Raw genomic sequence first — 22,572 nt, 5'->3', positions numbered from 1 at the left:
CCGCCCCGTGGTGTCGTCGGTGGGTTCTGTCAGAGGGATCGGGCAGACTCGTCGTCCATGACGAGGGATGACGACGGGGCGGCGCACGATGGCGACGCGGGTGTGCCGGGGTCGCTGGCCAGGGTGCTCGGCGACGTGACGGCCGAGCGGGCGGCGCAGGACGCCAAGTGGGGCATGCAGACCGTACCCGACGGCACTGGGGCCGAGGGCGCGGTGGCCGAGGCCGACCGGGCGCGGCTGGAGACGGAGGAGGCGGCCCGGCGCGGGGAGCTGACCTGGCGGCACATCCTGCGCGAGGAGGTTCTGGAGGCGTTCGCCGAATCGGAGCCCGAGGCGCTGCGCACCGAGCTGATCCAGGTGGCCGCGGTCGCCGTCAAATGGGCCCAGGCCCTCGACCGCCGCCCCGAGGACACCGGCAAGCCACCGTCAGGCCCCGGCGAGACGGTCCCGAAGGCCGTTGAGGAGGCGGATGCGAAAACCGTGGCGGCCGCCGGTGAGGCGGATGCGAAAACCGTTGGGAGCCCCCGTCCGGACGCTGCCGGTGAGGCCGTCGGGGAGCCGCGTCCCGAGCGGTTCCGGGCCATCGTCGACGTGCACGTGATGCTCGTCCGTGACGGCACGGTGCTCCTCGGCAAACGGGCCGGCACCGGCTACGGCGACGGCCGATGGCACCTGCCCTCGGGGCACCTGGAGCCCGGTGAGTCGGTGGTCGGCGCGGCCGTCAGGGAGGCCCGCGAGGAGGTCGGCGTCACCATCCGGCCGGAGGACCTGGAGTTCGCCCACGTCATGCACCGCGCCCCCGATCGCGTCGGTTTGTTCTTCGTCGCCAGGAAGTGGACCGGCGAGCCCTACAACGCCGAGCCGCACAAGTGCGCCGCGCTCGCCTGGCGGCCGCTCGGCCGGCTGCCCGACGACACCATCGGCTACCCGGCCGCGGCCATCGCCAGGGTGCTGGAGAAGGAGCCGTTCGCGCTGTACGGATGGACTCCAGAGCGTTGAGAGCGTCGCTGGTCTGCCAAGAGTCGACACTGGCGTGATGCCCCGCAAGGGAAGTGTCACATGTTCCGCAGCTCGTCCCACTGCCGCCGCGCGCCCGCCAGCCAGGTGCCGTGCAGGTCATTGAAGACGTTGGCCGCGCGCACCCCGATCCAGTTCGGCGGCGACAGCTCCAGGGGCAGGCGCGGGTCGAGCATCGGGAAGCGCCGCCACTCGTGTACGAGCCGGACCTGCGCCAGCAGCACCGGATCGCCCGGCTCGGGCCGCATGCCGGCGAACTCCTGGATGAACTCCTGATAGTGCGCCGCCAGTTCCCCCAGATGCCAGGCCTGCTCCACCAGCGTCCGCTCGGAGCCGATCCCCGCGTAGGGCCCGTTGAAGGAGAACACCGCCGCGTCCAGCCCCAGCCCCTCGACCACCTGCTTGGCCTCGGCCTCGCGGGTGGTGTGCGGGCTGACCCACACCCCGGGCACGGGACTGCCGAAGCCCGCCCACGTCAGACCGGTACGCAGCCGGTGGCGTAGCTCGCGCCTGGACTCCGGCACGCTCGCGATCAGCACCACCCAGCGGCCGTCCCACGGCTCGCGGTCGCGGCCGAACGCGTAGATCCGCTCGGCCCCCTCCGTCAGCAGTTCGCGGCCGCGCCGCGTCAGCGACCACCGCACCCGCCGCCCGGACCGCGCCGACACGATCCACCCGTCGGCGGCCATCCGCGCCAGCGCCTGCCTGGCCGACTTCTCCTCCACCCCGAGCCCGCCCATCACGTGCAGCAGCGCCGACGTCCACGCCGGCTCATCGGAAGGCAGCACGTGCTCGCCCAGCACCGTCAGCAGCATCGACCTCGCGCTCGACTGATGGTGGCGGGGCAGCCTGGCCATTTATGCTCCTTTCGGGGTGGGAGTCTGATTCAATGCTACAAGTAGTTGACGATGCATCAATTCTGTATAGAAGATTCTCGTACGGCGTGTCTCCCTCCCTGTAAGGACGACCATGTCATCGGAGTCGTTCAACGCCAGTCTCTATCTCGTGGATCGTCAGGTCGAAGCCGGTCGCGGTGCGCACACCGCGGTGGCCGGCTCGGCCGGCACACTCACATACGCCCAGCTCGCGGCCCGTGTCGGTGAGCTCTCCTCCGGGCTGCGGGTGGTCGGTGTCCGGCCCGAGGAACGCGTGGCGCTCGTCATGTCCGACCGGCCCGAGACGCTCGTCACCATCCTGGCCGTCATGCGCATGGGCGGCGTCGCGGTGCCGCTGTCCACCATGTACAACGGCGTGGAACTCGGCGCCCTGATCCGCGACTCGCGGGCCCGCGTGGTGGTGGCGACGCCCGAGTACGAGCCGGCGGTCAGGGTGGCGCTGGCCAACGCGCCCGAGGTCGCCCTGCTCGTCCTGACCGGCAACGTGGGCCAGCGGGCGGCCGACGTCGTCCCGGCGTCCGACGCGGACGTCGGCGTCCCGGTGTGCTCGCTGGCGGACGTGGTGGACGCCGGCCGTACGGTGGGCGAGCCGTACCAGACCTGGACGGATTCCCCCGCGCTGTGGCTCTACACTTCGGGCACGACCGGCGCGCCGAAGGCGGCCATGCACCGGCACGGCGCCATCAGGGACGTCTGCGAGACCTACGGCCGGCAGGTCCTGGGCATCACGCCGGAGGACCGGTGCTTCTCGGTCGCCCGGCTGTTCTTCGCCTACGGCATCGGCAACTCGCTGTTCTTCCCGCTGTCGGTGGGCGCGACGACAGTGCTCGACCCCTTCAGACCCACGCCGCCGGGGGTGGTGGCGCGGGTGGTGGCCGAGCGGCCGACGCTGTTCTTCGCCGGGCCGACGTTCTACGCGGGCCTGCTCGCCTCCGACGCGCCCGACGACACCTTCTCCTCGGTACGACTGGCGGCCTCGGCGGGAGAGGCGTTGCCGGCGGAGATCTACCGGCGTTTCACCGAGAGGTTCGGCGTCGACATCATCGACGGCATCGGCTCGACCGAGGCCCTGCACATCTTCATCTCCAACCGTCCGGGCCAGGTCAGGCCAGGCACTTCGGGCACCGTCGTCCCCGGCTACGAATGCAAGCTGCTCGACGACTCCGGCAGTCCGGTGGCCGACGGACAGCCGGGCCACCTGTACGTACGCGGCGACTCCATCGCCACCGGCTACTGGTGCCGGACCGACACCACCCGCCAGGTGTTCCAGGGGGAGTGGTTACGCACCGGCGACACCTACGTACGCGACGCCGACGGCGTCTACCAGTGCCTCGGCCGCTCCAACGACATGATCAAGGCGAGTGGCATCTGGGTGTCGCCGATGGAGGTCGAGTCCCGGCTGCTGCAGCACGAGTCGGTCGGCGAGGCCGCGGTCGTCGCCTTCACCGACGCGAACGGGCTGGAGAAGCCGGTCGCCTGCGTGGTGCCCGCCGCTGGGAAGACGGTGGACGCGGCGGAGCTCATCGCCTTCTGCCGCGACGGGCTGGCCTCCTTCAAACGGCCGCGCGAGGTGCTGGTGCTGGAAGAGCTCCCCAAGACCGCCACCGGCAAGATCCAGCGCGTGGTCATCCGCCAGATCGCCGCCGACCGGCTCGGCGAATAGTCAAGCCGGGCACTGTCACCACAGCCCGCGAAGCTCCCTCTTCAGCACCTTGCCGCTGGCGTTCTTGGGCAGCGACTCCACGAACACCACCGTCTTCGGCGTCTTGAAGGCGGCCAGCCGTACCCGCAGGAAGGAGATCAGCTCGTCGGCGGTCAGGCCGGCGCCCTCGCGCAGCACGACGGCGGCCGTCACCGCCTCGATCCACCGAGCGTCGGGCACCCCGAACACCGCCGCCTCCGCGACGGCCGGGTGCTGGTAGATCGCCTCCTCGACCTCCCGGCTGGCCACGTTCTCGCCGCCGGACTTGATCATGTCCTTCTTGCGGTCCACGACCGACAGATAGCCGTCGGCGTCCAGTACGCCCAGGTCGCCGCTGTGGAACCAGCCGCCGCGGAACGCCTCGGCGGTCTTGTCCGGGTCGTTCCAGTAGCCGAGCATGGCGTGCGGGCCGCGGTGCACGATCTCGCCGACCACACCGGGCGGCACCGGCTCATCGTTGTCGTCGACGATCCTGGTCTCGACGTTCAGGGCGGGCCGGCCCGCCGAGCCGAGCCTGGTCAGCTGTTCGTCCGGGCCCAGGATGGTGGCCACGGGCGCCATCTCGGTCTGGCCGTAGAAGTTGAACAGCCGCACCCCCGGCAGCCGCGCGGCGATCTCCTTCAGCACCTCGACCGGCATGATCGACGCGCCGTAGTAGCCCTTGCGCAGCGACGACAGGTCGCGGCGGTCGAAGTCGGGGTGGCGCAGCAGGCCGATCCAGACGGTCGGCGGGCAGAACAGCTTGGTGGCGCCCTCCGCCTCGATCGCCGCCAGGATCGCCGCCGGATCGGCGCCGGGCAGGATCACGTTGGTGGCGCCGAGATAGAGGCCGGGCGTGAGGAAACAGTGCAGCTGCGCGCAGTGGTAGAGCGGCAGCGCGTGCACCTCCACGTCGGCGGGGCTCATCTCGCCGTCGATCACGCACGAGGTGTACTGGGCGATCAGACCGCGGCTGGACAGAGTGGCGCCCTTGGGCCTGGATTCGGTGCCGCTGGTGTACATGAGCTGGATCGGGTCGTCGTCGGCGATCTCCACCCGCGGCTCGGTGTCGTCGCCGTGCGCCAGCCAGTCTGTGACCGGCTCCCACCCTTCGGCATGCCCGATCACCCCGCGCACCGCGACCCCGTCGGAGACGGCCCGCTCGGCCACGGGCAGCAGCGCCTCCTCCACCAGCAGGCCTGTCGCCCCCGCGTGCCGCAGGATGTAGGAGACCTCATCGGCGCCCAGCATGAAGTTGATCGGCACGGAGATCGCGCCCAGCCGGGCCAGCGCGAAGTACGCCACCACGAAGACGTCGTTGTTATGGCTGAACAGGGCGAACCTGTCGCCCGTGCCCACACCCCGGGCGGCCAGCGCGTTGGCCATGCGGTTCACCGCCCGGTCCAGCTCGGCGTAGGTCCACCGCTCCTGGCCGTACACGATCGCGGTCTTGGCGGGGAACCGCGCGGCCGAGCGCCGCAGCAGGTCACCGATGGCATGCTGTCGAGTCGTCATGAGCACATCCTCATCTCCACCGGACCAAGGACCGAACCATGTTCGGCGATCCTAACCCGCAGGGGAAACGCGAAAGCGCCCGCCGCGAGACGCGGCGGGCGCTCTCAGATCACGCGGTCACTTTCCGCCGGGCTGGACGACGCCGTTGACCTTGAGCGTGTACGGCGCGTACTGGCCGACCTGCTCCGTCGAGTCGTCGTAGGCCACGACCGCGACCACCGTCGGGAACGGCAGCATCGTGGCCAGCTGCAGCCGGTTGAGGCTGACGCTGTTCTTTCCGTTGGACTCCAGCTGCAGCGCCACCGAGTGCTTCTCGTCGAGGCCGATCAGCCGGACGTTCCAGTTCTCGACCGGAGTCGGGAAGACCTCGGTCGGCGAGTCGAACGGGTCGAGCGACGAGCCGTCGCTGACCGCCGTGGCGCCGACCGTGATGTCGTCGATCTTCCAGCCGCCCTCGTTGACCCCGCCGTCGCTGACGTAGCGGAAGCCGAGGAGGATCTCCTTGCCGGCGTAGGCCGACAGGCTGTAGGTGTGCGGCTCGAAGCCGGTCGTGGTGCCGTTGACGCCGGGGCCGAGCGGGCCCGTGACCGTCTTGTCGCCGGGGATCGAGGTGTAGGTCTTGCCGCCGTCGGTGGAGACGATCACGTAACCGTAGTCGAATCCCTGCTCCGCCCCGTACTTGGCGAGGAAGCGCAGCGTCGGGTCGGCGGCCGGGACGGTCACCTTGGTGACGGCGGCGGCGTTGGTGTTGCTGGCGTTGCCGGAGAACAGCACCGGGTTGCCCGCGCGGTCCGGGTCGTCGGAGACGACGGTCCAGGTCAGCGGCTGGGCGGGCAGGGCCTTGGCGCCCTCGAACGACAGCGAGCGCAGGTCCACCCCGCGCAGGAACTTGCCGTCCGCCTTCTGCAGCGGCACGTAGTCGGCGCCGTTGGGGGCGGCGCCGGCGGTCTTGTAGGTGGCCGGGTTCGCCAGGTTGACGGTCGAGTTCAGGCTGGCGGTCGTCACGCGCTTCTTGGGCACGCCGAGCATGACGCCCTTGGTGCCGCCGACGATCCGGTCCACCAGGGTGGAGGTCTGGAAGTCGTGGATCACCTGGTACATGTTCTTGGCGCCCGCAGCCGCCAGGTTCGCCTTCAGGCTCGCCAGGCCCTGCAGCGTGCCGTCACGGTGCAGCCCCGACATGAACGCCGTGCCGTATCTGTCGTACAGGAACACCATTAACGAGTACGCGTTGCCGTAGTCGGCCAGCACGCCGTTGGCGTTGGCGCCCTCACCCCAGATGTTGAGCGAGTTCTCCGGGCCGCCGCAGTCGCGCGGGTTGGTGTTGTACGGCGTCTGGACGATGCCGAAGCCCTGGAAGCAGTAGATGTGGCTGTCGGTGCCGCGTTCGTTGACGGTCGCCTTGGGGTTGGAGTAACCGACCAGCGACATCGCGAAGTCCGACAGGCCCTCGTTCATCCAGGTGGTCTCGAGCGGGTCGGTGTAGTAGTGCGCCAGGTGCTGCCACTCGTGCGCGAACGTGCCCTCGTACTGGCGCGGCCGGGCCGGGCGCGAGGTGCACAGGTCGGCGGTCGGCTCGTCGGGCGGGTTCGCGCCGGTGCGGTGCGCCCAGTCGAAGGCGTCGATCGTCATGACGTTGCGGTCCAGCAGCTCGTTGAACTGGCTGGAGAAGAAGCCCGCGATGTACGTCGGAGCGGCGGGGAAGCTGTAGTAGTTGTCGTCCCTGACGTTGTCGACCAGGGTGACGGTCTTGTTGCCGCCGCCGGTGTAGACGCCGCCGTTGCCGTTGGCGTCGGGGCCGAGGACGGCGTTGGTGCCGTCGCGGTCCGGCGGCGTGCTGAAGGTGGCGGTCTCCTTCGGGTACATGTTGGTGTCGAACTGGGTGACCAGGTCCGCCACCTGCGCGTCGGTGACCTGCGTGGAGTTGGCGATCTGCGCCCGGCAGTCACCGGCGGGGAAGGACAGGTCGTTGGCGACCCAGACCTCGATGTTGTTGCCGACCCCGCGCAGCGTGTAGTCCTTGCGGTAGAGCGTGCCGTTGAAGTCGTCCAGTCCGAGCCATTGCCGGACCGTGCCGACCGGCGGGGTGTCGGCGGCGGCCTTCGTCTTGGCCCGTGCCTTGGCCTCGTACTTGGCGGGCACGTCCACGGGCTTGCCGTCGAGCTTGAAATCCTTGCGGGAGAGCTCTCGGATGTCGCTGGCCGGCGGAGCCTTCGGATCGGCCTGTGCCGGTATGGCGGACAAAAACGGTAATGCCATGATTAAGGCCGCGATTCCGATGAATCGGGTGCGCCCCATGAAGCCCCCTTGGAGTGGTCAGCGAGGGTGACAAAATGTGACTATCTGACCAAGGGATGGGCGCGCAAGTAAGTCAATTGCCAAAAAGCTTTATTGAATTCGTGCTCGCTCGGCTATCCGAGCCAGCCGCCGGTAGGAATCGAGCCTCCGCTCCAGGTCAAAGCTGTTCATGGTCACCAGGACCTCGTCCGCGCCGGTGAGCTCCACCAGTGCGCCGAGTTCGATCTCGACCTCGTGCGCGGTGCCGTGGATCTGCCCCTTGCGGGACTCCTCGAACAGCGCCCGCTCCCGCTCGGTCATCGCCGTCGCCAGCACCCGCTCGGCGGGGGACAGCGGAGGGAAGGCGCCGCTCGTCCGCGAGCGCGCGGTCGCCCACGCCTCCGGCACCTGTAGCAGCTCCGCCTCGCGGGCCGTCTCACCGACCGCGACGTTCGCCGCCACGATGACGTACGGCGCCGCCGCCCAGGCCGAGGGGCGGAACCCGGCGCGGTAGCGCGAGATCGCCTCCCGCAGCCGGACCCCGCCGCCCCCGATCACCATCGGCAGCCCGTGCTCGGCGGCGATGTCCGCCCCCGAGCCCATGGCCAGCACGAACACCTGCGGCCGCAGCCCCTCGGCGGGCAGCGCGTGCACACCGGGATGCCCCCGCTGGTCCCCGGTGAAATAGCCGAGCAGCTCTTCCAGCTGCCCGCCGAACTCGTCGGCGTCCTCCTTGCCATGGCCGAGCGCCCGGCGAATGCCGCCGGTGAAGCCCACCGAGCGGCCGAGCCCCATGTCGACGCGGCCCGGGTTCAGCGCCTCCAGCACCCCGAACTGCTCGGCCACCACCAGCGGCCGGTGGTTGGGCAGCATCACGCCACCCGTGCCCACCCGGATCCGGTCGGTGGCCGCGGCGACGGCGGCGGCCAGCACGGTCGGCGCCGAGCCGGCCACCCCCGGCACGCTGTGGTGCTCCGACACCCAGAACCGGTGGTAGCCGAGCTCCTCCGCCTGCCGGGCGAACCTGACGGTGTCGCGCAGCGCCGTCGCCGGGTCGTGCCCCTCGCGGACGAGGGAGCGATCGAGGATCGAAAGCTTCATCACATATGTCGGCAACAGCGCCGGGGCGTGGCTGCTTCCGGGCTACTTCTGGTAGAGGCCGACAGCCCAGCGGACCGGGCGGTTGGTGTCGCTGCCCAGCAGCTTCCAGGTGACCTTGACGGTGGTCGTCTTGTTCGTGGGAAAGCTGAACTCGCTCACCGCCGAGGGGAAGGCGCCGCCCTCCCATACGCCGCAGGCGCCGCTGCCCCCCTGCGGGCGGCCGTTCACCACGAAGCTGAACCACAGGCGATCGGCCAGATCGCCGGTGCACGAGGTGTCGAAGCCGACCTTGCCCCGCACCTTGAACGTGGCGGAGCCCTCCTGAGGCCAGACACCGGCCTTCGTCTCCGCGAGCCGTGCCTTTCCCGCGTGGTCCGGCATGGCCGCGAGCGTCGTCGGCTCAGCCGGTCGCGCGGGCGGCGTCCACTCGTAGACGGCCAGTGACCAGGCGCCGCGGGTGAATTCCCGCGGCACGCACTTGCCGTTCCGGATGAGGCAAACCTTGCCGCTGGTCGTCGTGTCGAAGGTGATCGTGAGCTTGCCACGCGTGGCGGCCGGCACTTGGAGCGGCTGCAGCCGCATGCGCCTTGAGCACCCGCTGAAGTGGGCCGTCATGGACCTGTTGCCGGCGGATATCCTCGGCGCGCTGCTGTCCGGCCCCGCGCAGACCGCTCCGACGTCGAGCGGCTTGCCGGAGACCGGGATCGTCACCGAGACCTTGGTCGGCCCAGTCCTCTTGATCGACGTGATGGCGATCCGCCGGTACTTCGTCCCGTCTGAGGCGATGAACTGCTCCGGCAGCAAGCCCGCCAGCCCCGTGGGGATGGCGGTGGCCTCGGCGGCGGGTTCGTGCCGCGGCTCCGTCGGCTCGGCGAGGGACCCGGGGAGGAGGGAGACGCCCAGCGCGACGGCCGCCGCCACCGCGACCACCCCGCCGCCGCCCAGCATCCGCCTGCGCAGGCGGATCCGCCGGATGCGGGCCGCTATCTCTTCGTGCCGGGCCGGGTTGGCGGGGGAGGGGCCGTCACCGTGCTCGCGCAGGACGTTCCGCAGGTCATGAACGGTCATCGGTGCAGCTCCTTCACAATGGTTTCGTCCACGCGCAGCTTGGCCAGCGCCTTGGCGCTCTGGCTCTTGACCGTGCCGGGCTCGCAGCCCAGCAGCCGGGCCACCTCCGTCACCGGCAGGTCCTCGTAGAAGCGCAGCACCACCACCGCCCGTTGCCTGGCGGGAAGCCGGCCGACGGCCCGCCACAGCGCGTCGCGGTCGTCGGAGACCGGATCGCTGGCCGGGGTGTCCGGCAGGTCGTCGCTCGGCAGCTCACGTCGCCATCTCCTGCGCCACAACGAGGTGTAGGTGGTCACCAGGACCTTGCGCACGTACGCCTCTGGCTCCTCCACACGGGCCCAGGCGAACCATGCCTTGGCCAGCGACTCCTGGAGCAGGTCTTCCGCGGTCGCCCAGTCGTGGGTCAGCAGGTACGCCGTGCGTAACAGCCGATCCGATCGAGTGACCACGAAGTCCTGATATATCCCCCGGTCCGCCACGTACCGCCTCCTGTCGTCGCCTGTCGACGGTAGGGACGCATCGAGCGCGGACCTAGGTTGCCCCGTCCGTCTGGCGGCTGAGCGTGAAGGGGACCAGCTCGCCCAGCCCTCGTACGGACAGGCGTCTGACCGGGCGCAGCTCGAAGGCCCGGTCGCCCTCCAGCTCCTCGGCCATCTCCGGGCCCGCCAGGATCGTGTCCGGATAGGCCAGCGCGGTCAGCCTGCTGGCCAGGTTGACCGGAGTGCCGAACACGTCGCCCATCCGGCCGAGCACCGGCCCCACGGCCAGCCCCACGCGCAGCTGCGGCATGCCCTTGTCCTTGGCGTGGGTCTCGATCAGGCGCAGGCCGATCTCCGCCGCCTCGTGCGCCTTCCCGGACACGAACAGCACCGAGTCGCCCAGCGTCTTGACGATGCGCCCGCCGCCCGAGGTCACCACGTCGGCCGAGCGGCCCTCGAACCTGTCGACCAGCCCGGCCAGCTCCGTCTCGGTGATCTGCCTGCTCAGCCTGGTGAACCCGACCAGGTCGGCGAACCCCACCGTCAGCCGGGCCGCGCTCGTCTCCTGTTCGGCCAGCCGGTGGGCGGAGGCGGCCAGGTTGCGCCGCCACGCGTAGACCAGCAGCCGGGCCAGGTCGGGCATCACCCGATCCGCCCGCCTGCGCCACGCCCGCGGCCGCTCGCTCAGCGGCACGCCCGCCTGGTCGAGCGCGTCGGCGCCCAGCTCGGCCTGCGACTCGGCCAGCCGCGCCGTCGCCCGGCCCAGGGATCTGGCCATGAGGAGTACGTGCTCCTCGTCGTAGACCCCGTCGCTCACCATGCCGAGCAGCGTCCGCAGAGCCGCCACGTCGGAGTCGGTGAACTCGACGGCGTCGTCGGCGACGTTCGCGAAACCCAGCGCGCGCCAGAACCTGCGGGCGCGGTAGACCGGGACGCCGGCCATGTCGGCGACCTGGTGGCTGGTGTAACGACGGGGCTCGCGAAGGAACGCCTCCGTCAGTCCATCGGGATCCTCGCGCGCCACGACCGCAACATAACACCTGGCTGCACCAGTAGCGCACGCAGAGCGGGCCGCTCGTCCCCTTGACCCGAGCCGTCGCGGACTGGCAATCTGCGTAGCCTACTGGTCCGACCAGTGCACTAGCCAGGAGGCCGTAAGGCGTGAGGCGAATCGGCACCTGGATCCCCGTGGGGGCCAGAACCTCTACACGCGGACGCTGCCCCGGGCCGTACCGACATTGGAGGGATTGTTGTGATCGAGGTGGATGAGGTCGGGGTCGTCGAGTTCACCCAGGCGCTGGTCCGCATCCCGAGCACCAACGACCCGGCGCGCGGCCGCGACGAGCGGCCCGCCGCCGAGCTGGTCGCCGCCAAGATGCGCGAGTGGGGGTGGGAGCCGGTCGTGGACGAGGCCGCGCCCGGCCGGCCCAACGTCGTGGCCGTGGTCGAGGGCGGCGGGGGTGACGGGCCGACGCTGATGTTCGAGGGGCACACCGACGTGGTCACCGAGGGCGACCTGTCGACGTGGACCGTGGACCCGTTCGGGGGGGAGATCCGCGACGGGCGGCTGTGGGGGCGCGGCAGCGCGGACATGAAGTCGGGCCTGGCCGCCACTCTCTACGCCACTCGTGCCCTGCAGCTGGCCGGGCCGTTCCCCGGGCGGATCAAGGTGTGCGCGCTGGCCGACGAGGAGGGCCTGATGCTCGGCGCCCACCACTTCGTCGCCTCCGGCCTGGCCGCCGACGTGGACGGGGCCATCGTGGCCGAGCCCGAGGCCGGGGAGATCTGCGCGGTCGCCAAGGGCGCGCTGCGGCTGCGGGTCGACTTCACCGGCAAGATGGCGCACGGCGCGATGCCGCAGCACGGCCGCAACCCCGTCCAGGCGGTCGGGGCGCTGCTGGTGGCGCTGCGGGCGCTGGAGGCGGAGCTGCAGGGGCTGCACCCCGCGCACGAGCACCTCGGGGAGGTGTACGTGACGCCGACCGTGGTGCGGGCCGGGACCGAGGAGCAGGTGAACGTCATTCCCGCGACCGCGTCGGTCTTCATCGACGTGCGGACGATCCCCGGCGTGGAGCACAAGCCGGTGGCCGAGCGGGTGGCCGCGCTGGCGGCCTTCGAGGGGATCGCGGCGGAGGTGTCCATCCTGGTGGACCGGCCGCCGGTGGACGTGCCCGTCTCCGACCCCGTGGTGGTCGCTTTGGCCGTCGCGCACCAGCACGTGACGGGCGCCGCGCCCGTGTACGGCGGCGTGCCCGGGTCCACGGACGGCACGGTGCTGACGCATTGGGGCGGGATCCCGTCGGTCGTGTACGGGCCGGGCGGCAAGTGGATCGCGCACCAGGCGGACGAGTACGTCGAGGTGGCGGAGATCGTGCGGTGCACCCGCGTGTTCGCCGAGGCGGCCCGGCGCTTCCTGACCCGGTCCGCGTCATGACGGCCGGGTCAGACCCGGTCCGTGTGACGGCCGGGGCGACGAACTCGCTGGTCGACGTCGCCGGGCTGCGGGTCGGGCACGCGCAGCGGGTGGGCGACGGCTACCGCACGGGGACCACCGTCGTGCTCGCGCCGCCCGGCGGCATGGTGGCCGGGGTGGACGTGCGGGGAGCCGCGCCGGGCACCCGGGAGACCGAGCTCCTCGACCCGCGCAACCTGGTGGAGCGGGTGCACGCCATCGTCCTGACGGGCGGCAGCGCGTACGGGCTCAGCGCCGCATGCGGGGTCATGGACCGGCTGGCGGACGCGGGGATCGGCTTCCCGGTGGAGGGCGGCGTGGTGCCGATCGTGCCCGCCGCCGTCATCTACGACCTGGGCCGTGGCGGTGCGTTCCGAGCCGTACCGGACGGCTCGCTGGGCGCCGAGGCGTACGACGCCGCCGCCCACTCCCACGGCCCGGACCCATGGACGTGCGGGTCGGTCGGGGCGGGCACCGGCGCGGTGGCGGGCGGGCTGGCCGGCGGAATCGGTACGGCCAGCGTCGTCCTGCCCTCCGGGGTCACCGTGGCCGCGATGGCGGTCGTCAACGCCGTCGGGTCCGTGCTGGACCCCACCGGCGGACGGCTGTCCGGCACCCGCTACGGGCTGCCCGGCGAGTTCGATCATCTCCGCGAGCCCGGTGAGGACGAGGTGGCGGCCTGGCCGGGCGCCACGGTGACGTCGTTCAACACGACGATCGGCGTGGTGGCCACCGATCTGACGCTCACCAAGGCGCAGTGCGGCAAACTGGCCGGCGTGGCGCACGACGGGCTGGCCCGGGCGATCAGGCCCGCCCACACCATGGTCGACGGCGACACCATCTTCGGCCTCTCCACCTGTGCCCTCCCCTTCCCCTTCCTCGGGCCTACGGCGCTGGACAGCCCGGAACCCGGCACCGTGGGCCTTGGAGGCGCTGCCGGGAGCACCGAGGGCTTTGAGGGTGCGGCCGGGCCGGCGCCTGTGGGTGCCGGGCGGAATGCGCCCGGTGCCGCTGGGCTGCATGACGTGCTCGCCGCCGGGGCCGATGTCTTCAGCCGGGCCGTGGCGCACGCCATGCTCGCCGCCACCGGCCGTGACGGCGCGCCCGCCTATCGAGACGTGTTTCCAAGCGCTTGGGGGAAGTAGCGTGACATTTCAGGACTGGCCGGGGAACTGGCCCGGCGGGCTGCCCGTGGGTGACGGGTGGGCCGAGGTCGAGGACACCGCCGAGGTGGTCTTCCCGTACGACGGCTCGGTGGTGACGGCCGCCCCCGTCGGCACCGCCGCGCTGGCCCGGCAGGCCGTCGAGGCCGCGCTGGCGGTCGCCCCCGCCATGGCCGCGCTCCCCTCGCACGCCCGCCGCGCCGCGCTCATGGCCGCCCATGACGCCCTGGCCGCACGGCGTACGGAGTTCGAGCGCCTGCTCGTACTCGAGACCGGGAAACCGCTGGTCGACTGCCAGGTCGAGGTGGCGCGGACGCTTGTCACCCTCCTCACCGCCGCCGAGGAGGTGGGCCGGCTCCACGGCGAGACCGTGCCGCTGGACCTGCTGCCGTCGGGGGAGGGGCTGATCGGGTTCTGGACGCGGCGGCCGATCGGGGTGGTGGTCGGGATCACCGGCTTCAACTACCCGCTGCTGCTGGCCGCGCACAAGATCGCCCCGGCGGTGGCGGCGGGTTGCCCGGTGATCGTCAAGCCCGCGCCCGCGACGCCTTTGGCGACGCTCTGGCTCGTCCATCTTCTTCGCGAGTCGGGCGCGCTGCCCCCTGCCGGGGTACAGCTCGTCACCGGCGACGTCGAGGTGGGCCGGACGCTGGTCGAGGACCGGCGGATCGGGGCCGTGTCGTTCACCGGCTCGGCGGCGGCCGGGCACGCCATCGCGAAGAGCGCGGCGCCCACCAAGGTACTGCTGGAGCTCGGCTCGAACGCCGCCCTCGTGGTGGCGGCCGACGCCGACCTGGAGGCCGCCGCCGCGGCGGTGGTGCGGGGCGGCTACTACGCCTCCGGGCAGGCGTGCATCTCGGTGCAACGGGTGCTGGTGGAGGAGCCGGCGCGGGAGGAGTTCCTGTCGCTGCTGGCCGGGCGGATGAAGGACGTGGTCGTGGGCGACCCCCGCGACCCGCGGACCCGGGTGGCGCCGCTGATCGACCCGGCCGCGACCGAGCGGGTGCTCGGCTGGGTCCGCGGCTCGGGCGCGACGCTCGTCACCGGCGGCGGGCTCGACGGGCGGGCCATCGCGCCCACCGTGCTCGCCGACGTGCCCGACGGGGCCGCCGCCTGGGACGAGGAGATCTTCGGCCCAGTGGTGTGCGTACGCTCGGTGCCCGGCCTGGACGCCGCGTTCACCGCCGTCAACGCCTCCAGGTACGGCCTGCACGCCGCCGTGTTCACCCGCTCGCTGGCCACGGCCTTCGCCGCGATCGACCGGATCGAGGCGGGTGGGGTGGTGGTCAACGAGGTGCCGGGGTTCCGGGCGGACAACATGCCGTACGGCGGCGTCAAGGACTCGGGCGCCGGCAGGGAGGGGCCCCGGTTCGCCATCGAGGAGCTCACGGTGACCCGGATGGCGATCATTCGCCCCTGAGGGGATATGGGGTCGTCGGGCGTCGCGGGGTTGGACAGACCGGTTCGGTCGCCTGGTGGGCGCGTCGGGGGCTCGGGCTCCGACCCGACCCCGACCCTCGACCCCGACCCTCGACCCCGACCCCGGGCTCGGGTCCCTATCTGGGATCCCGGTCTCAAGTCCGGTCTCAGGTTCCGGGGTCGGGACAGGGGTCAGAGTTCGTCGAGGATCTCGATGTCCTCCGCGGTGACCTCGCGGGCCACCCCGAATGCCGCAGTGGCCGCGGCGGTGCCCGGCAGTGTCTGGCGGGCCGCTTGCAGGCTGGCGGCCGAGTCCCAGCGCCAGACGCCGACCCACGTCTCGTCGTCGAGCCGGCCGAGGCGCGCCTCGGTGAGGCCGGGCAGCTTGTCCCTGACCGCGGAGACCAGGGTCGCGTGCCGGGCCCGGACCTGTTCGGCCTCGGCGGGATCGGCCTGGAAACGGGTGACGCTGATGACTGACATGGCTGGACCATTTCTCTAGAGTTGACTTCTAGTGACTGGATCTAGAGATAGACTCTATCCATGAGCGATGTCAAGCGGCCGAACAAACGGGCGGAGAAGGCGAAGGAGACGCGCCGGCGCATCCGTACGGCGGCATTGGAGCTGTTCACGCAGGACGGATACGGCGCGACGAATCTGCAGGACGTCGCCGACAGGGCCGGGGTCGCGGTGCAGACGATCTACTTCGTCTTCGGCAACAAGCGCGCCCTGCTGAAGGAACTGGTCGACGTGACGATCGCCGGTGACGACGAGCCGGTGGCGACGATGGACCGGCCGTGGTACGTCGCGGCGTTGGCCGCCGACACGGCCCAGGACATGCTGCGCGCCTACGTCGCGGGCGCGACCGCGGTCCTGGAGCGGATCGCGCCGATCGGCAAGGTGCTGGAGGCGGCGGCCGCGAGCGACCCCGAGGTCGCCGCCCTGTGGCCGCACGACGTCGACCCGCGTTACGTCGTCCAGCAAAGGGCGGCCAAGGCGCTGGCCGGCAAGCCGGGCGCACGGGCGGACCTGCCGGTGGAGGAGGCCGCTGACGTGCTGTACGGGCTGCTCAGCCCGGAGCTGTACCTGCTGTTCGTCCGGGAGCGCGGCTGGTCACGCGAACGCTGGGAGAGCTGGGTCGGCGAGACCTTGCGCGGCCGACTCTGCCAGCCCTGACCTGGCGGCGGACGGTCCTGACTTGGCGACGCCGGTCGTGCCCTGGCGATGTTGGTCCTGACTCCTGGTGGCACAGGTGCTGACCCGGCGACGCCGGTCCTGGTCTGGTGATGTCGGTCCAGCGCGCTGGACGCTCAGTTGGGTGGGTCGAAGCGTCCGTCCACGGCGGTCCAGCCGCCGTCCACGTACAGGACGGAGCCGGTGACGAAGCTCGCCGCGTCGCTCGCCAGGTAGACCACGGCGCCCGCCATCTCCTCCGCCTGAGCCCAGCGGCCGAGCGCGCTCTTGGCGGCGTACGCGCCGTACCAGGCGGGGTCGTCCTTGATCTGCCGGGTCAGCGGCGTCTCGACCACGCCCGGCGCGACCGCGTTGACCCGCACGCCGGACGGGCCGAACTCGGCGGCGGCGGTGCGCAGCAACTGCACCAGCCCGGCCTTGGTGGCGGAGTAGACGCCCTGGCCGGGTTCGGTCACCGATGCCCGGATCGACGCGAACCCGATGATCGACCCGCGCCCGCGCTCCACCATCCCGGCGCCGAACGCGCGGACCACGTCGAACGAGGCTCGCAGGTTGAGGCGTACGACCCGCTCGAACTCCTCGCCGGAGTAGTCCAGCAGCCGCTTGCGCACATTCGTGGCGGCGGTGAACACCAGCACGTCGGCGGGCGCTTCGGCGGCGAGGGCCCGCACCGCGTCCGCGTCGAGGACATCGACCCCGCGCGACGCCGCCCCGCCGCACCGCTTCGCGGTCTCCTCGGCGGCGGCGGGATCCAGGTCCGCGCAGACCACCTCAGCGCCGTGCGCGGCCAGCGCCAGCGCCGACTCCCGTCCGATCCCGCTTCCGGACCCGATCACCACTGCGCGCCGCCCATCCAGGCGGAACAACGCGTCGTATGCCGTCATGTCGGCTAGCCTAGCAACTGGTCTGACCAGTACACCAGGTCTGCCCTGAGATGGTGTCGGCGATTCCCAGGGACACGTCAGGGGCGATCACCGATGATGCGGGCCGGGGCGGCGCGGCATCGTGGTGGCATGATCTCCACCGACACCCCTGCGAACAGCCTCGCGAACAGCGTCGCCAGGGCCTCCTTCACCGCCGGACCCGCCGCCTTCCTCGGTGGCTGGCTCCTCATGCGTCCCATCGACGGCGATCTCGTGCCCGGTCCGTGGTGGACAGCCGCGCATGCCGTGTGGTTGCTCGGGTTCCTGCTGTTCGGCGTCATGGTGCTGGAGCTGCGGCGGATGGCGGCGCCCACGACCGGCGGGCAGAAGGCGGCCGTGTGGGCGGCGACGGGGGTGGCGCTGTTCAGCGTCCTGGCCAACGTGGCGCAGCTCGTCATCGACCTGGTGGCCGGGTTCACCTCGGCGGACGGGGCGGCGATGCGGGCGGTGTTCGACCAGGTGCAGGGGTATCCCGGGGTGGAGCTGGTCGTGTACTCGGTGGGGGCCCAGCTGTTCTTCGTGGCCCTGCTGGTGCTGGCCGGGATCATGGCGGTGCTGCACCGGGTCACCTCGCTCAGCGCCGTGGTCGTCGCGGCCGGGGTCGTGGTGCTGGCCGTGGCGATGCTCGGCGTCGGCCGCGACTCGGCGCTGGTCGCGGTGGGGATGGCCGTGCTGTGGCTGGGGGCGCTGCTGCTCGGCCGCGGACCCGGCACGCCGGCGCTGAGCGCCTAGAAGACCACTGAGAGATCTTGTGGGCCAAGGACCAGGGCGAGGAGCGCCGGGACGCGGCCGGTGTCGTCGAAAGTCCAGGTTCCGCGGTCCGTGGTGGGCGGGCCGTCCTCATCCGCCCCGACGGGTACGTCGCCTGGGTCGCCCGAAACGGCCGGACGGATCTGGACGCGCTCCGGGCGGCCCTCACGACCTGGCTCGGCCCGGGGCGGTGATCAGGTGGCCTTGCCGCGGGCGAGGTAGAGCTTCATGTCGGTGAAGTCGACGGTGATGTTGTAGGGCTTCCAGAAGCAGTGGGAGAACCAGCCCATCGCGTCGAACCCCGTCCCGAACGGCCACGGCACGTTGATCGCCGAGTTCGGGTTCGTGTAGCAGTAGACCTCCTTGGCGACGGCGTCGCCGAGGCGGACCTCCTTCGGGTAGCAGGGGTAGACGACGGCCGGGTGGCTGCTGCCGAAGGTGCCGATCTCGCGGTCGTAGTCGGCGCGGATCCCCAGCTCCTCGCCTGTCTTCCCGCGCAGGCCGGCGGCGATCTCGCTGGTCCCGCCGAAGTTCACGCCCACCACCCCGGTGCGGGAGCCGGTACTGCCGGTGAAGCTGCCCACGCTGTGCAGGTACTGCTCACGGGCCAGCCACAGCGGCAGGGCCTTGGCGCCCGCGCGCGCCTTCCTGGCCGCTTCGGCGGTTCTGCGGCGCAGGATCAGCGACCGGCCCGCGTAGTCGAAGGTGGTCAGCAGGTGGTAGAAGACCCACGTGCCGATCAGCCCGTCGCTGTCGGTGCCGACGTCCTCGCCCGACTCCGTCGTCGACCAGCCCACGGGGACGTTGCGCAGCTCGATGCCGCCCAGCTTGAGGGATTCCAGCACGCCGTAGTACGCCCAGACGGTGCCGTTCTCGTACTCGACCTTCTGGCTGGCGACGGGGTTCAGCCCGGCCTCCTTGGCCACCGACCCCCGCAGGCTCAGATTCGGGGCTCCGGTATAGAACATGAAGCGTTTGGCCGGCCCGCCGTTGACCGAGCCCTCCACCAGCGGGATCGGGTCCATCTGCTGGATCGGCAGCTGCGCGGAGTCGCCATGGACCTGGTACGCCTCGCCGCTGACCGCCGCGAACCACTTGGCGTAGCCGTCCTCGCCGGCCGCCTTCCAGTGCGGTGCGGAGAGGGCTAGTTTGTCCTGCCGGATGTAGCAGTCGCCCAGGTAGGAGTTGGTCTCCTTGTCGTCGGGGGCCAGCGTGAGGGCCAGCTTGAAGTACTTCTCGGCCTCGGGGAACCGGTTGGACAGCAGCGCCACGTAGCCGCGCTGCCGGGCCGCGTGCAGGTTCTTCGGGTCCGCTTTCAGAATCTCCTCGTACGCGCGGGCGGCCTGCTCGAACTTCCCGGCCTTGAACAGCGCGTCCGCGTCACCGCCGGCGGCCAGCGCCGTGGCCGCCCCGCCCAGCAGCGGAGCTGTCGCTGCCGCGCCGGCCAGCACCGCGGCGCCCCGCAACACCGAACGCCTGTCCCATCCTCCGTCGTCAGCCAACGCCTTCTCCCTTTCGTGATCACATCGCCGGAACGCCCTCCACTGTCGGCCAGCGGTGTCCTCACCTCGTGCGCGCCGTGTCATGGTCGTGTCACGGCCGCGACCGGGCGGGCTCGGCCGCCTCCCCGTCGAGGACGTCGGCGACCGCGGCCACCCCGCCGGTGAGCCAGGCGAAGGTGGCGAGCCGGTCGATGCTGCGCTGTTCGGGCTGCAGGGTGCACCATGTGCGTGCCGGTGAAACGGTCGCGCAGGTAGGCGGGGGCGTAGGTGTATGACCGGGAGGTGACAGCCGGCCAGCCCCGAAAAGCCTGCGCGTCGGACTCGGCGTCCTGCCCCAGCGCACCGGGCGCGCCAACGCGGAGGAGTAACCGGTGACGATCCGCCCCCGTCTCGGCGTCCACCCACACCACCACGTCGGTACCGCCGTTCGTTACCGCGCTCCGCGGCGCCGGGGCGATCACCTCCGAAGGAGAGATGGTGGAGGAGGCCATGGCGGCCCGCAGGCTGGCCTGGGTCATCATGGTGAAGCGCAACCACGCCGGCAGCGGGCCCTCCTGCGACGGTGAAAGCTGCTCCACCACCAACGAGGGGCCGGACCATACCGTGGCCGTCCGCGGCTACTACCTGACGCCGGGTACCCAGGTCACCGTCCAGGTCAAGCGCGCCTCGGATGACCGGGTGCTGTGGCAGGGCCGTACCACGGCGCAGGCGGGCGGCAACGGACCGTCCGGCAGTTACTCGCTCGACACGGGGCGGGTGCTGTGCGGTGGCAGTTCGTTCGCGCCGCCGCTCACCGCGTATGTGATGGTGCGCGGTGACGGCGGGCAGTGGTCGCCGCGTGTGCCGTACACGGCGGTCCGGCGACGACCACGCCCCGGTGGGCGGACCTGATAGCGGCAAGGTGCGCCGTACGCCCGATGAACGGCCAGGAGGCTGCCACGGCGAAAGGGAGCCTCGGCGATCCGTTGGCCGACCGGTTCAGATCACGCGGACCGGTTCACGCTTTCCTTTTGCCGGACGTACCAGGTGACGATCCACAGGACCAGGCCGATCGCCAGCAGTACACCCGCGATCTGGTACTGGCCGGCCGGACGCCCGGAGGACCATGGCAGCACCAGGTAGAGGCACGTGAACGTGCCCACCACGGGCAGGATTCGGCCCGCCTTGAAGTGCTTCTCGGGCACCCGGTCCTTGCGCAGGACGAGCACGGACAGGTTGACGAGCGCGAACACCGCGAGCAGGAGCAGCGACGTCGTCCCGCCCAGCAGGGCCACGACCGGGCTCTCCGGGTCCAGCGAGACGAAGGTGATGAGACCGCCCGCGATGGCGGTGGTGAACAGGATCGCCGCCTGCGGCGTGCGGCGCGTGGGGTGCACCTTCGACAGGAAGGCCGGCAGCACGCCCTGCCTGCCCAGCCCGTAGAGCAGCCGGCTGGCCATCAGCATGTTGATCAGCGCCGAGTTGGCGACGGCGAACATCGAGATGAACGGCAGCAGGTCGGCGATCGGGAAGCCGGGGGCCGCGGTCTGCACCACCAGCGACAGCGGGGTCTCGCTGTCGGCGAGCTTTCCGACGGGGACCACGGCGACGGCGCAGATGGAGACGAGCACGTAGATCAGACCCGTGATCCCGAGACCGGTGAGCATCATGCGGGGGAAGATCCGGGCCGGGTTCTTCGTCTCCTCCGCCATGTTGACCGAGTCCTCGAACCCGACCATCGCGAAGAACGCCAGCGAGGTGGCGGCGCTGACCGCCAGGAACACGCTCTTGTCCTCGGGGGTCTCGAAGGCGACTACGCGGGAGAAGTCCGCGTTCCCGCCGGAGATGAAGTACAGGCTGATCACGATGACGAGCAGCAGTCCCGAGAGCTCGATCGCGGTGAGCACAACGTTGATCTTGACGCTCTCGCCGACGCCGCGCAGGTTGACCGCCAGGACCAGGAGCATGAAACCCAGAGCGATCATCAGGATGACGCCGTTGCCGGCGTCGAGCCCGAATCCGGTGCTGAGGTTCGCGGCGAAGGCCCGCGAGGCGGCGGAGGCTGAGGTGATGCCGGAGCACATCACGGCGAAGCACACCATGAAGGTCAGGATGTGCGTGCCGAACGCCTTGTGCACGTAGAGCGCGGCCCCGGCGGCCTGCGGATATTTGGTGACCAGCTCCAGGTACGAGCACGCCGTGATCAACGCGACGAAGAAGGCGATGGCGAAGGGCAGCCAGGCGGCGCCACCCACCTCGCCCGCGACCTGGCCGGTCAGCGCGTAGATGCCGGTTCCGAGAATGTCGCCGATGATGAACAGCAGCAACAGCCCCGGGCCCATCACCTGCTTCAGGCTGGGCTGCTCGCCGCTGTTCGTCGCGAGATGGCCGGGTGGACTGGTGTGTGCCACAGGGGGATTCCTTATCGTGCGGCCGCTGTAGTAGGTGATCACGTACCCCACCCGGCCCGCGGATACTCCGGCCCACGGCGGAGCCGGCGACGCCACGCTGGAGATGCCCCCATCACGGGCCTAGCGCTTCGGGCGGGCCGCCCAGTCTGATCTGAGCAGTTCGTACTCCACCTCGCCCTGGTCGGAGCCGTCGATGACGTCCGGCCAGTCCTGGAAGAACGTCCGTACGAAGCGCAGCCCGCACTTCTCCATCACCCGCCGGGAGCCGCGGTTCACCGTCATCGTCTGGGCGAAGATCCGGCGGGTGCCCAGCTCGGCGAACGCCTTGTCGATGAGGGCCCGCGAGCCCTCCGTCGCGTAGCCCTTGCCCCAGCACGACTTGTGCAGCCGGTAGCCCAGTTCGAGCTCGTCCTCGGGGCCGTCCTTGGGGGGCCGCAGGTGGAACCAGCCCAGGAACTCGCCCGTCTCCCGCTCGACGGCGGCGAAGAAGTGGCCACTGCTGATGAAGACGGGCAGCGTCTCGCCGACGATCACCTCGCGCGGGGTGGCCTTCCCGCCGTTGAGGTATCGCATCACCTCGGGGTCGTTGTGCAGCTCGACGAGGCGCTCGGCGTCGGCCTCGGTGAAGCGGCGCAGGGTCAGGCGATCGGTCTCCAGGTACATGTGCACGCGCATACGCTAGCCACCGGGGCCGCGGTCCCTCGACCGGTTTTCCGGGTGTTTGAGGCCCGCCTGCTCGGAGGCG

At 71.1% G+C, this 22,572-nt stretch carries 21 protein-coding genes; 9 read left to right on the top strand and 12 right to left on the bottom strand.

Annotated features, from left to right (window positions below):
* Positions 1-57: 57 nt before the first annotated feature.
* On the top strand, positions 58-999 hold the full coding sequence (locus AB0C30_RS48760; RefSeq protein WP_357957294.1) for an NUDIX domain-containing protein: 942 nt from the start codon (positions 58-60) through the stop codon (positions 997-999).
* Positions 1,000-1,055: 56 nt separating this feature from the next.
* Here the strand turns inward: AB0C30_RS48760 and AB0C30_RS48755 are convergent, their stop codons facing one another.
* Positions 1,056-1,874, bottom strand: a complete 819-nt coding sequence (locus tag AB0C30_RS48755) for a PaaX family transcriptional regulator C-terminal domain-containing protein (RefSeq protein ID WP_357957292.1) — start codon at positions 1,872-1,874, stop codon at positions 1,056-1,058.
* Positions 1,875-1,986: 112 nt separating this feature from the next.
* Between AB0C30_RS48755 and AB0C30_RS48750 the strand changes: the two genes are divergently transcribed.
* On the top strand, positions 1,987-3,576 hold the full coding sequence (locus tag AB0C30_RS48750) for a benzoate-CoA ligase family protein (protein ID WP_357957290.1): 1,590 nt from the start codon (positions 1,987-1,989) through the stop codon (positions 3,574-3,576).
* A gap of 15 nt (positions 3,577-3,591) precedes the next feature.
* Here AB0C30_RS48750 and AB0C30_RS48745 read toward each other — a convergent pair whose 3' ends face one another.
* The 6 genes from AB0C30_RS48745 to AB0C30_RS48720 form a co-directional block, all read right to left on the bottom strand.
* The gene (locus AB0C30_RS48745; protein WP_357957288.1) at positions 3,592-5,109 is read right to left on the bottom strand and encodes an acyl-CoA synthetase; all 1,518 of its coding nucleotides are present in this window, start codon (positions 5,107-5,109) and stop codon (positions 3,592-3,594) included.
* Between the two features lie 117 nt (positions 5,110-5,226).
* Positions 5,227-7,353: a choice-of-anchor J domain-containing protein gene (locus AB0C30_RS48740; protein ID WP_357957286.1), complete on the bottom strand. Its 2,127-nt coding sequence runs from the start codon at positions 7,351-7,353 to the stop codon at positions 5,227-5,229.
* Between the two features lie 144 nt (positions 7,354-7,497).
* Complete coding sequence (locus AB0C30_RS48735; protein WP_357957284.1) at positions 7,498-8,487, bottom strand: LLM class flavin-dependent oxidoreductase; 990 nt, start codon at positions 8,485-8,487, stop codon at positions 7,498-7,500.
* Between the two features lie 42 nt (positions 8,488-8,529).
* A complete protein-coding gene (locus AB0C30_RS48730; RefSeq protein WP_357957282.1) occupies positions 8,530-9,555 on the bottom strand; it encodes a hypothetical protein in 1,026 nt (341 codons plus the stop codon).
* On the bottom strand, positions 9,552-10,034 hold the full coding sequence (locus tag AB0C30_RS48725) for a SigE family RNA polymerase sigma factor (RefSeq protein ID WP_357957280.1): 483 nt from the start codon (positions 10,032-10,034) through the stop codon (positions 9,552-9,554). The genes AB0C30_RS48730 and AB0C30_RS48725 overlap by 4 nt, the downstream gene beginning before the upstream one ends.
* Before the next feature lie 52 nt (positions 10,035-10,086).
* Positions 10,087-11,058 carry an adenylate/guanylate cyclase domain-containing protein gene (locus AB0C30_RS48720; RefSeq protein ID WP_357957278.1) on the bottom strand — a complete coding sequence of 324 codons (972 nt, stop codon included), beginning with the start codon at positions 11,056-11,058 and terminating at the stop codon, positions 10,087-10,089.
* Between the two features lie 228 nt (positions 11,059-11,286).
* Between AB0C30_RS48720 and AB0C30_RS48715 the strand changes: the two genes are divergently transcribed.
* Genes AB0C30_RS48715 through AB0C30_RS48705 form a run of 3 tightly spaced genes read left to right on the top strand, consistent with a single transcriptional unit; the run spans position 11,287 to position 15,069 of the window.
* Positions 11,287-12,468, top strand: coding sequence for a M20 family metallopeptidase (locus AB0C30_RS48715; protein ID WP_357957277.1), 1,182 nt, complete (start codon positions 11,287-11,289; stop codon positions 12,466-12,468).
* Positions 12,465-13,631, top strand: coding sequence for a P1 family peptidase (locus tag AB0C30_RS48710; protein WP_357957275.1), 1,167 nt, complete (start codon positions 12,465-12,467; stop codon positions 13,629-13,631). Before AB0C30_RS48715 ends, AB0C30_RS48710 begins: the two co-directional genes overlap by 4 nt.
* 1 nt (position 13,632) lies before the next feature.
* The gene (locus AB0C30_RS48705; RefSeq protein ID WP_357957273.1) at positions 13,633-15,069 is read left to right on the top strand and encodes an aldehyde dehydrogenase family protein; all 1,437 of its coding nucleotides are present in this window, start codon (positions 13,633-13,635) and stop codon (positions 15,067-15,069) included.
* 191 nt (positions 15,070-15,260) lie between these two features.
* On the opposite strand, the gene AB0C30_RS48700 is transcribed toward AB0C30_RS48705, so the two are convergent.
* On the bottom strand, positions 15,261-15,551 hold the full coding sequence (locus tag AB0C30_RS48700; RefSeq protein WP_357957271.1) for an antibiotic biosynthesis monooxygenase: 291 nt from the start codon (positions 15,549-15,551) through the stop codon (positions 15,261-15,263).
* A 60-nt stretch (positions 15,552-15,611) separates the two neighbouring features.
* Here AB0C30_RS48700 and AB0C30_RS48695 point away from each other — a divergent pair, with 60 nt between their 5' ends.
* Positions 15,612-16,244: a helix-turn-helix domain-containing protein gene (locus AB0C30_RS48695; RefSeq protein ID WP_357957269.1), complete on the top strand. Its 633-nt coding sequence runs from the start codon at positions 15,612-15,614 to the stop codon at positions 16,242-16,244.
* Positions 16,245-16,378: 134 nt separating this feature from the next.
* Here AB0C30_RS48695 and AB0C30_RS48690 read toward each other — a convergent pair whose 3' ends face one another.
* Positions 16,379-17,146 (bottom strand): SDR family NAD(P)-dependent oxidoreductase, encoded by a 768-nt coding sequence (locus tag AB0C30_RS48690; protein ID WP_357957267.1) that lies wholly within the window; start codon positions 17,144-17,146, stop codon positions 16,379-16,381.
* A 129-nt stretch (positions 17,147-17,275) separates the two neighbouring features.
* Here AB0C30_RS48690 and AB0C30_RS48685 point away from each other — a divergent pair, with 129 nt between their 5' ends.
* Positions 17,276-17,917, top strand: coding sequence for a hypothetical protein (locus AB0C30_RS48685; protein ID WP_357957265.1), 642 nt, complete (start codon positions 17,276-17,278; stop codon positions 17,915-17,917).
* Positions 17,918-17,934: 17 nt separating this feature from the next.
* Positions 17,935-18,129, top strand: coding sequence for a hypothetical protein (locus AB0C30_RS48680; protein WP_357957263.1), 195 nt, complete (start codon positions 17,935-17,937; stop codon positions 18,127-18,129).
* On the opposite strand, the gene AB0C30_RS48675 is transcribed toward AB0C30_RS48680, so the two are convergent.
* Positions 18,130-19,437, bottom strand: coding sequence for an aspartyl protease family protein (locus AB0C30_RS48675; RefSeq protein ID WP_357957261.1), 1,308 nt, complete (start codon positions 19,435-19,437; stop codon positions 18,130-18,132).
* 474 nt (positions 19,438-19,911) lie between these two features.
* Between AB0C30_RS48675 and AB0C30_RS48670 the strand changes: the two genes are divergently transcribed.
* Positions 19,912-20,328 (top strand): hypothetical protein, encoded by a 417-nt coding sequence (locus AB0C30_RS48670; RefSeq protein ID WP_357957259.1) that lies wholly within the window; start codon positions 19,912-19,914, stop codon positions 20,326-20,328.
* Between the two features lie 92 nt (positions 20,329-20,420).
* On the opposite strand, the gene AB0C30_RS48665 is transcribed toward AB0C30_RS48670, so the two are convergent.
* On the bottom strand, positions 20,421-21,827 hold the full coding sequence (locus tag AB0C30_RS48665) for an APC family permease (protein WP_357957257.1): 1,407 nt from the start codon (positions 21,825-21,827) through the stop codon (positions 20,421-20,423).
* A 120-nt stretch (positions 21,828-21,947) separates the two neighbouring features.
* Positions 21,948-22,490 (bottom strand): GNAT family N-acetyltransferase, encoded by a 543-nt coding sequence (locus AB0C30_RS48660; protein WP_357957381.1) that lies wholly within the window; start codon positions 22,488-22,490, stop codon positions 21,948-21,950.
* Between the last annotated feature and the right edge of the window lie 82 nt (positions 22,491-22,572).

Source organism: Nonomuraea sp. NPDC048901, assembly GCF_040649695.1.
Taxonomy (GTDB): Bacteria; Actinomycetota; Actinomycetes; order Streptosporangiales; family Streptosporangiaceae; genus Nonomuraea.
The sequence above is the reverse complement of the archived record's forward strand: the minus strand, read 5'-3'. Positions and strand labels throughout refer to the sequence as shown.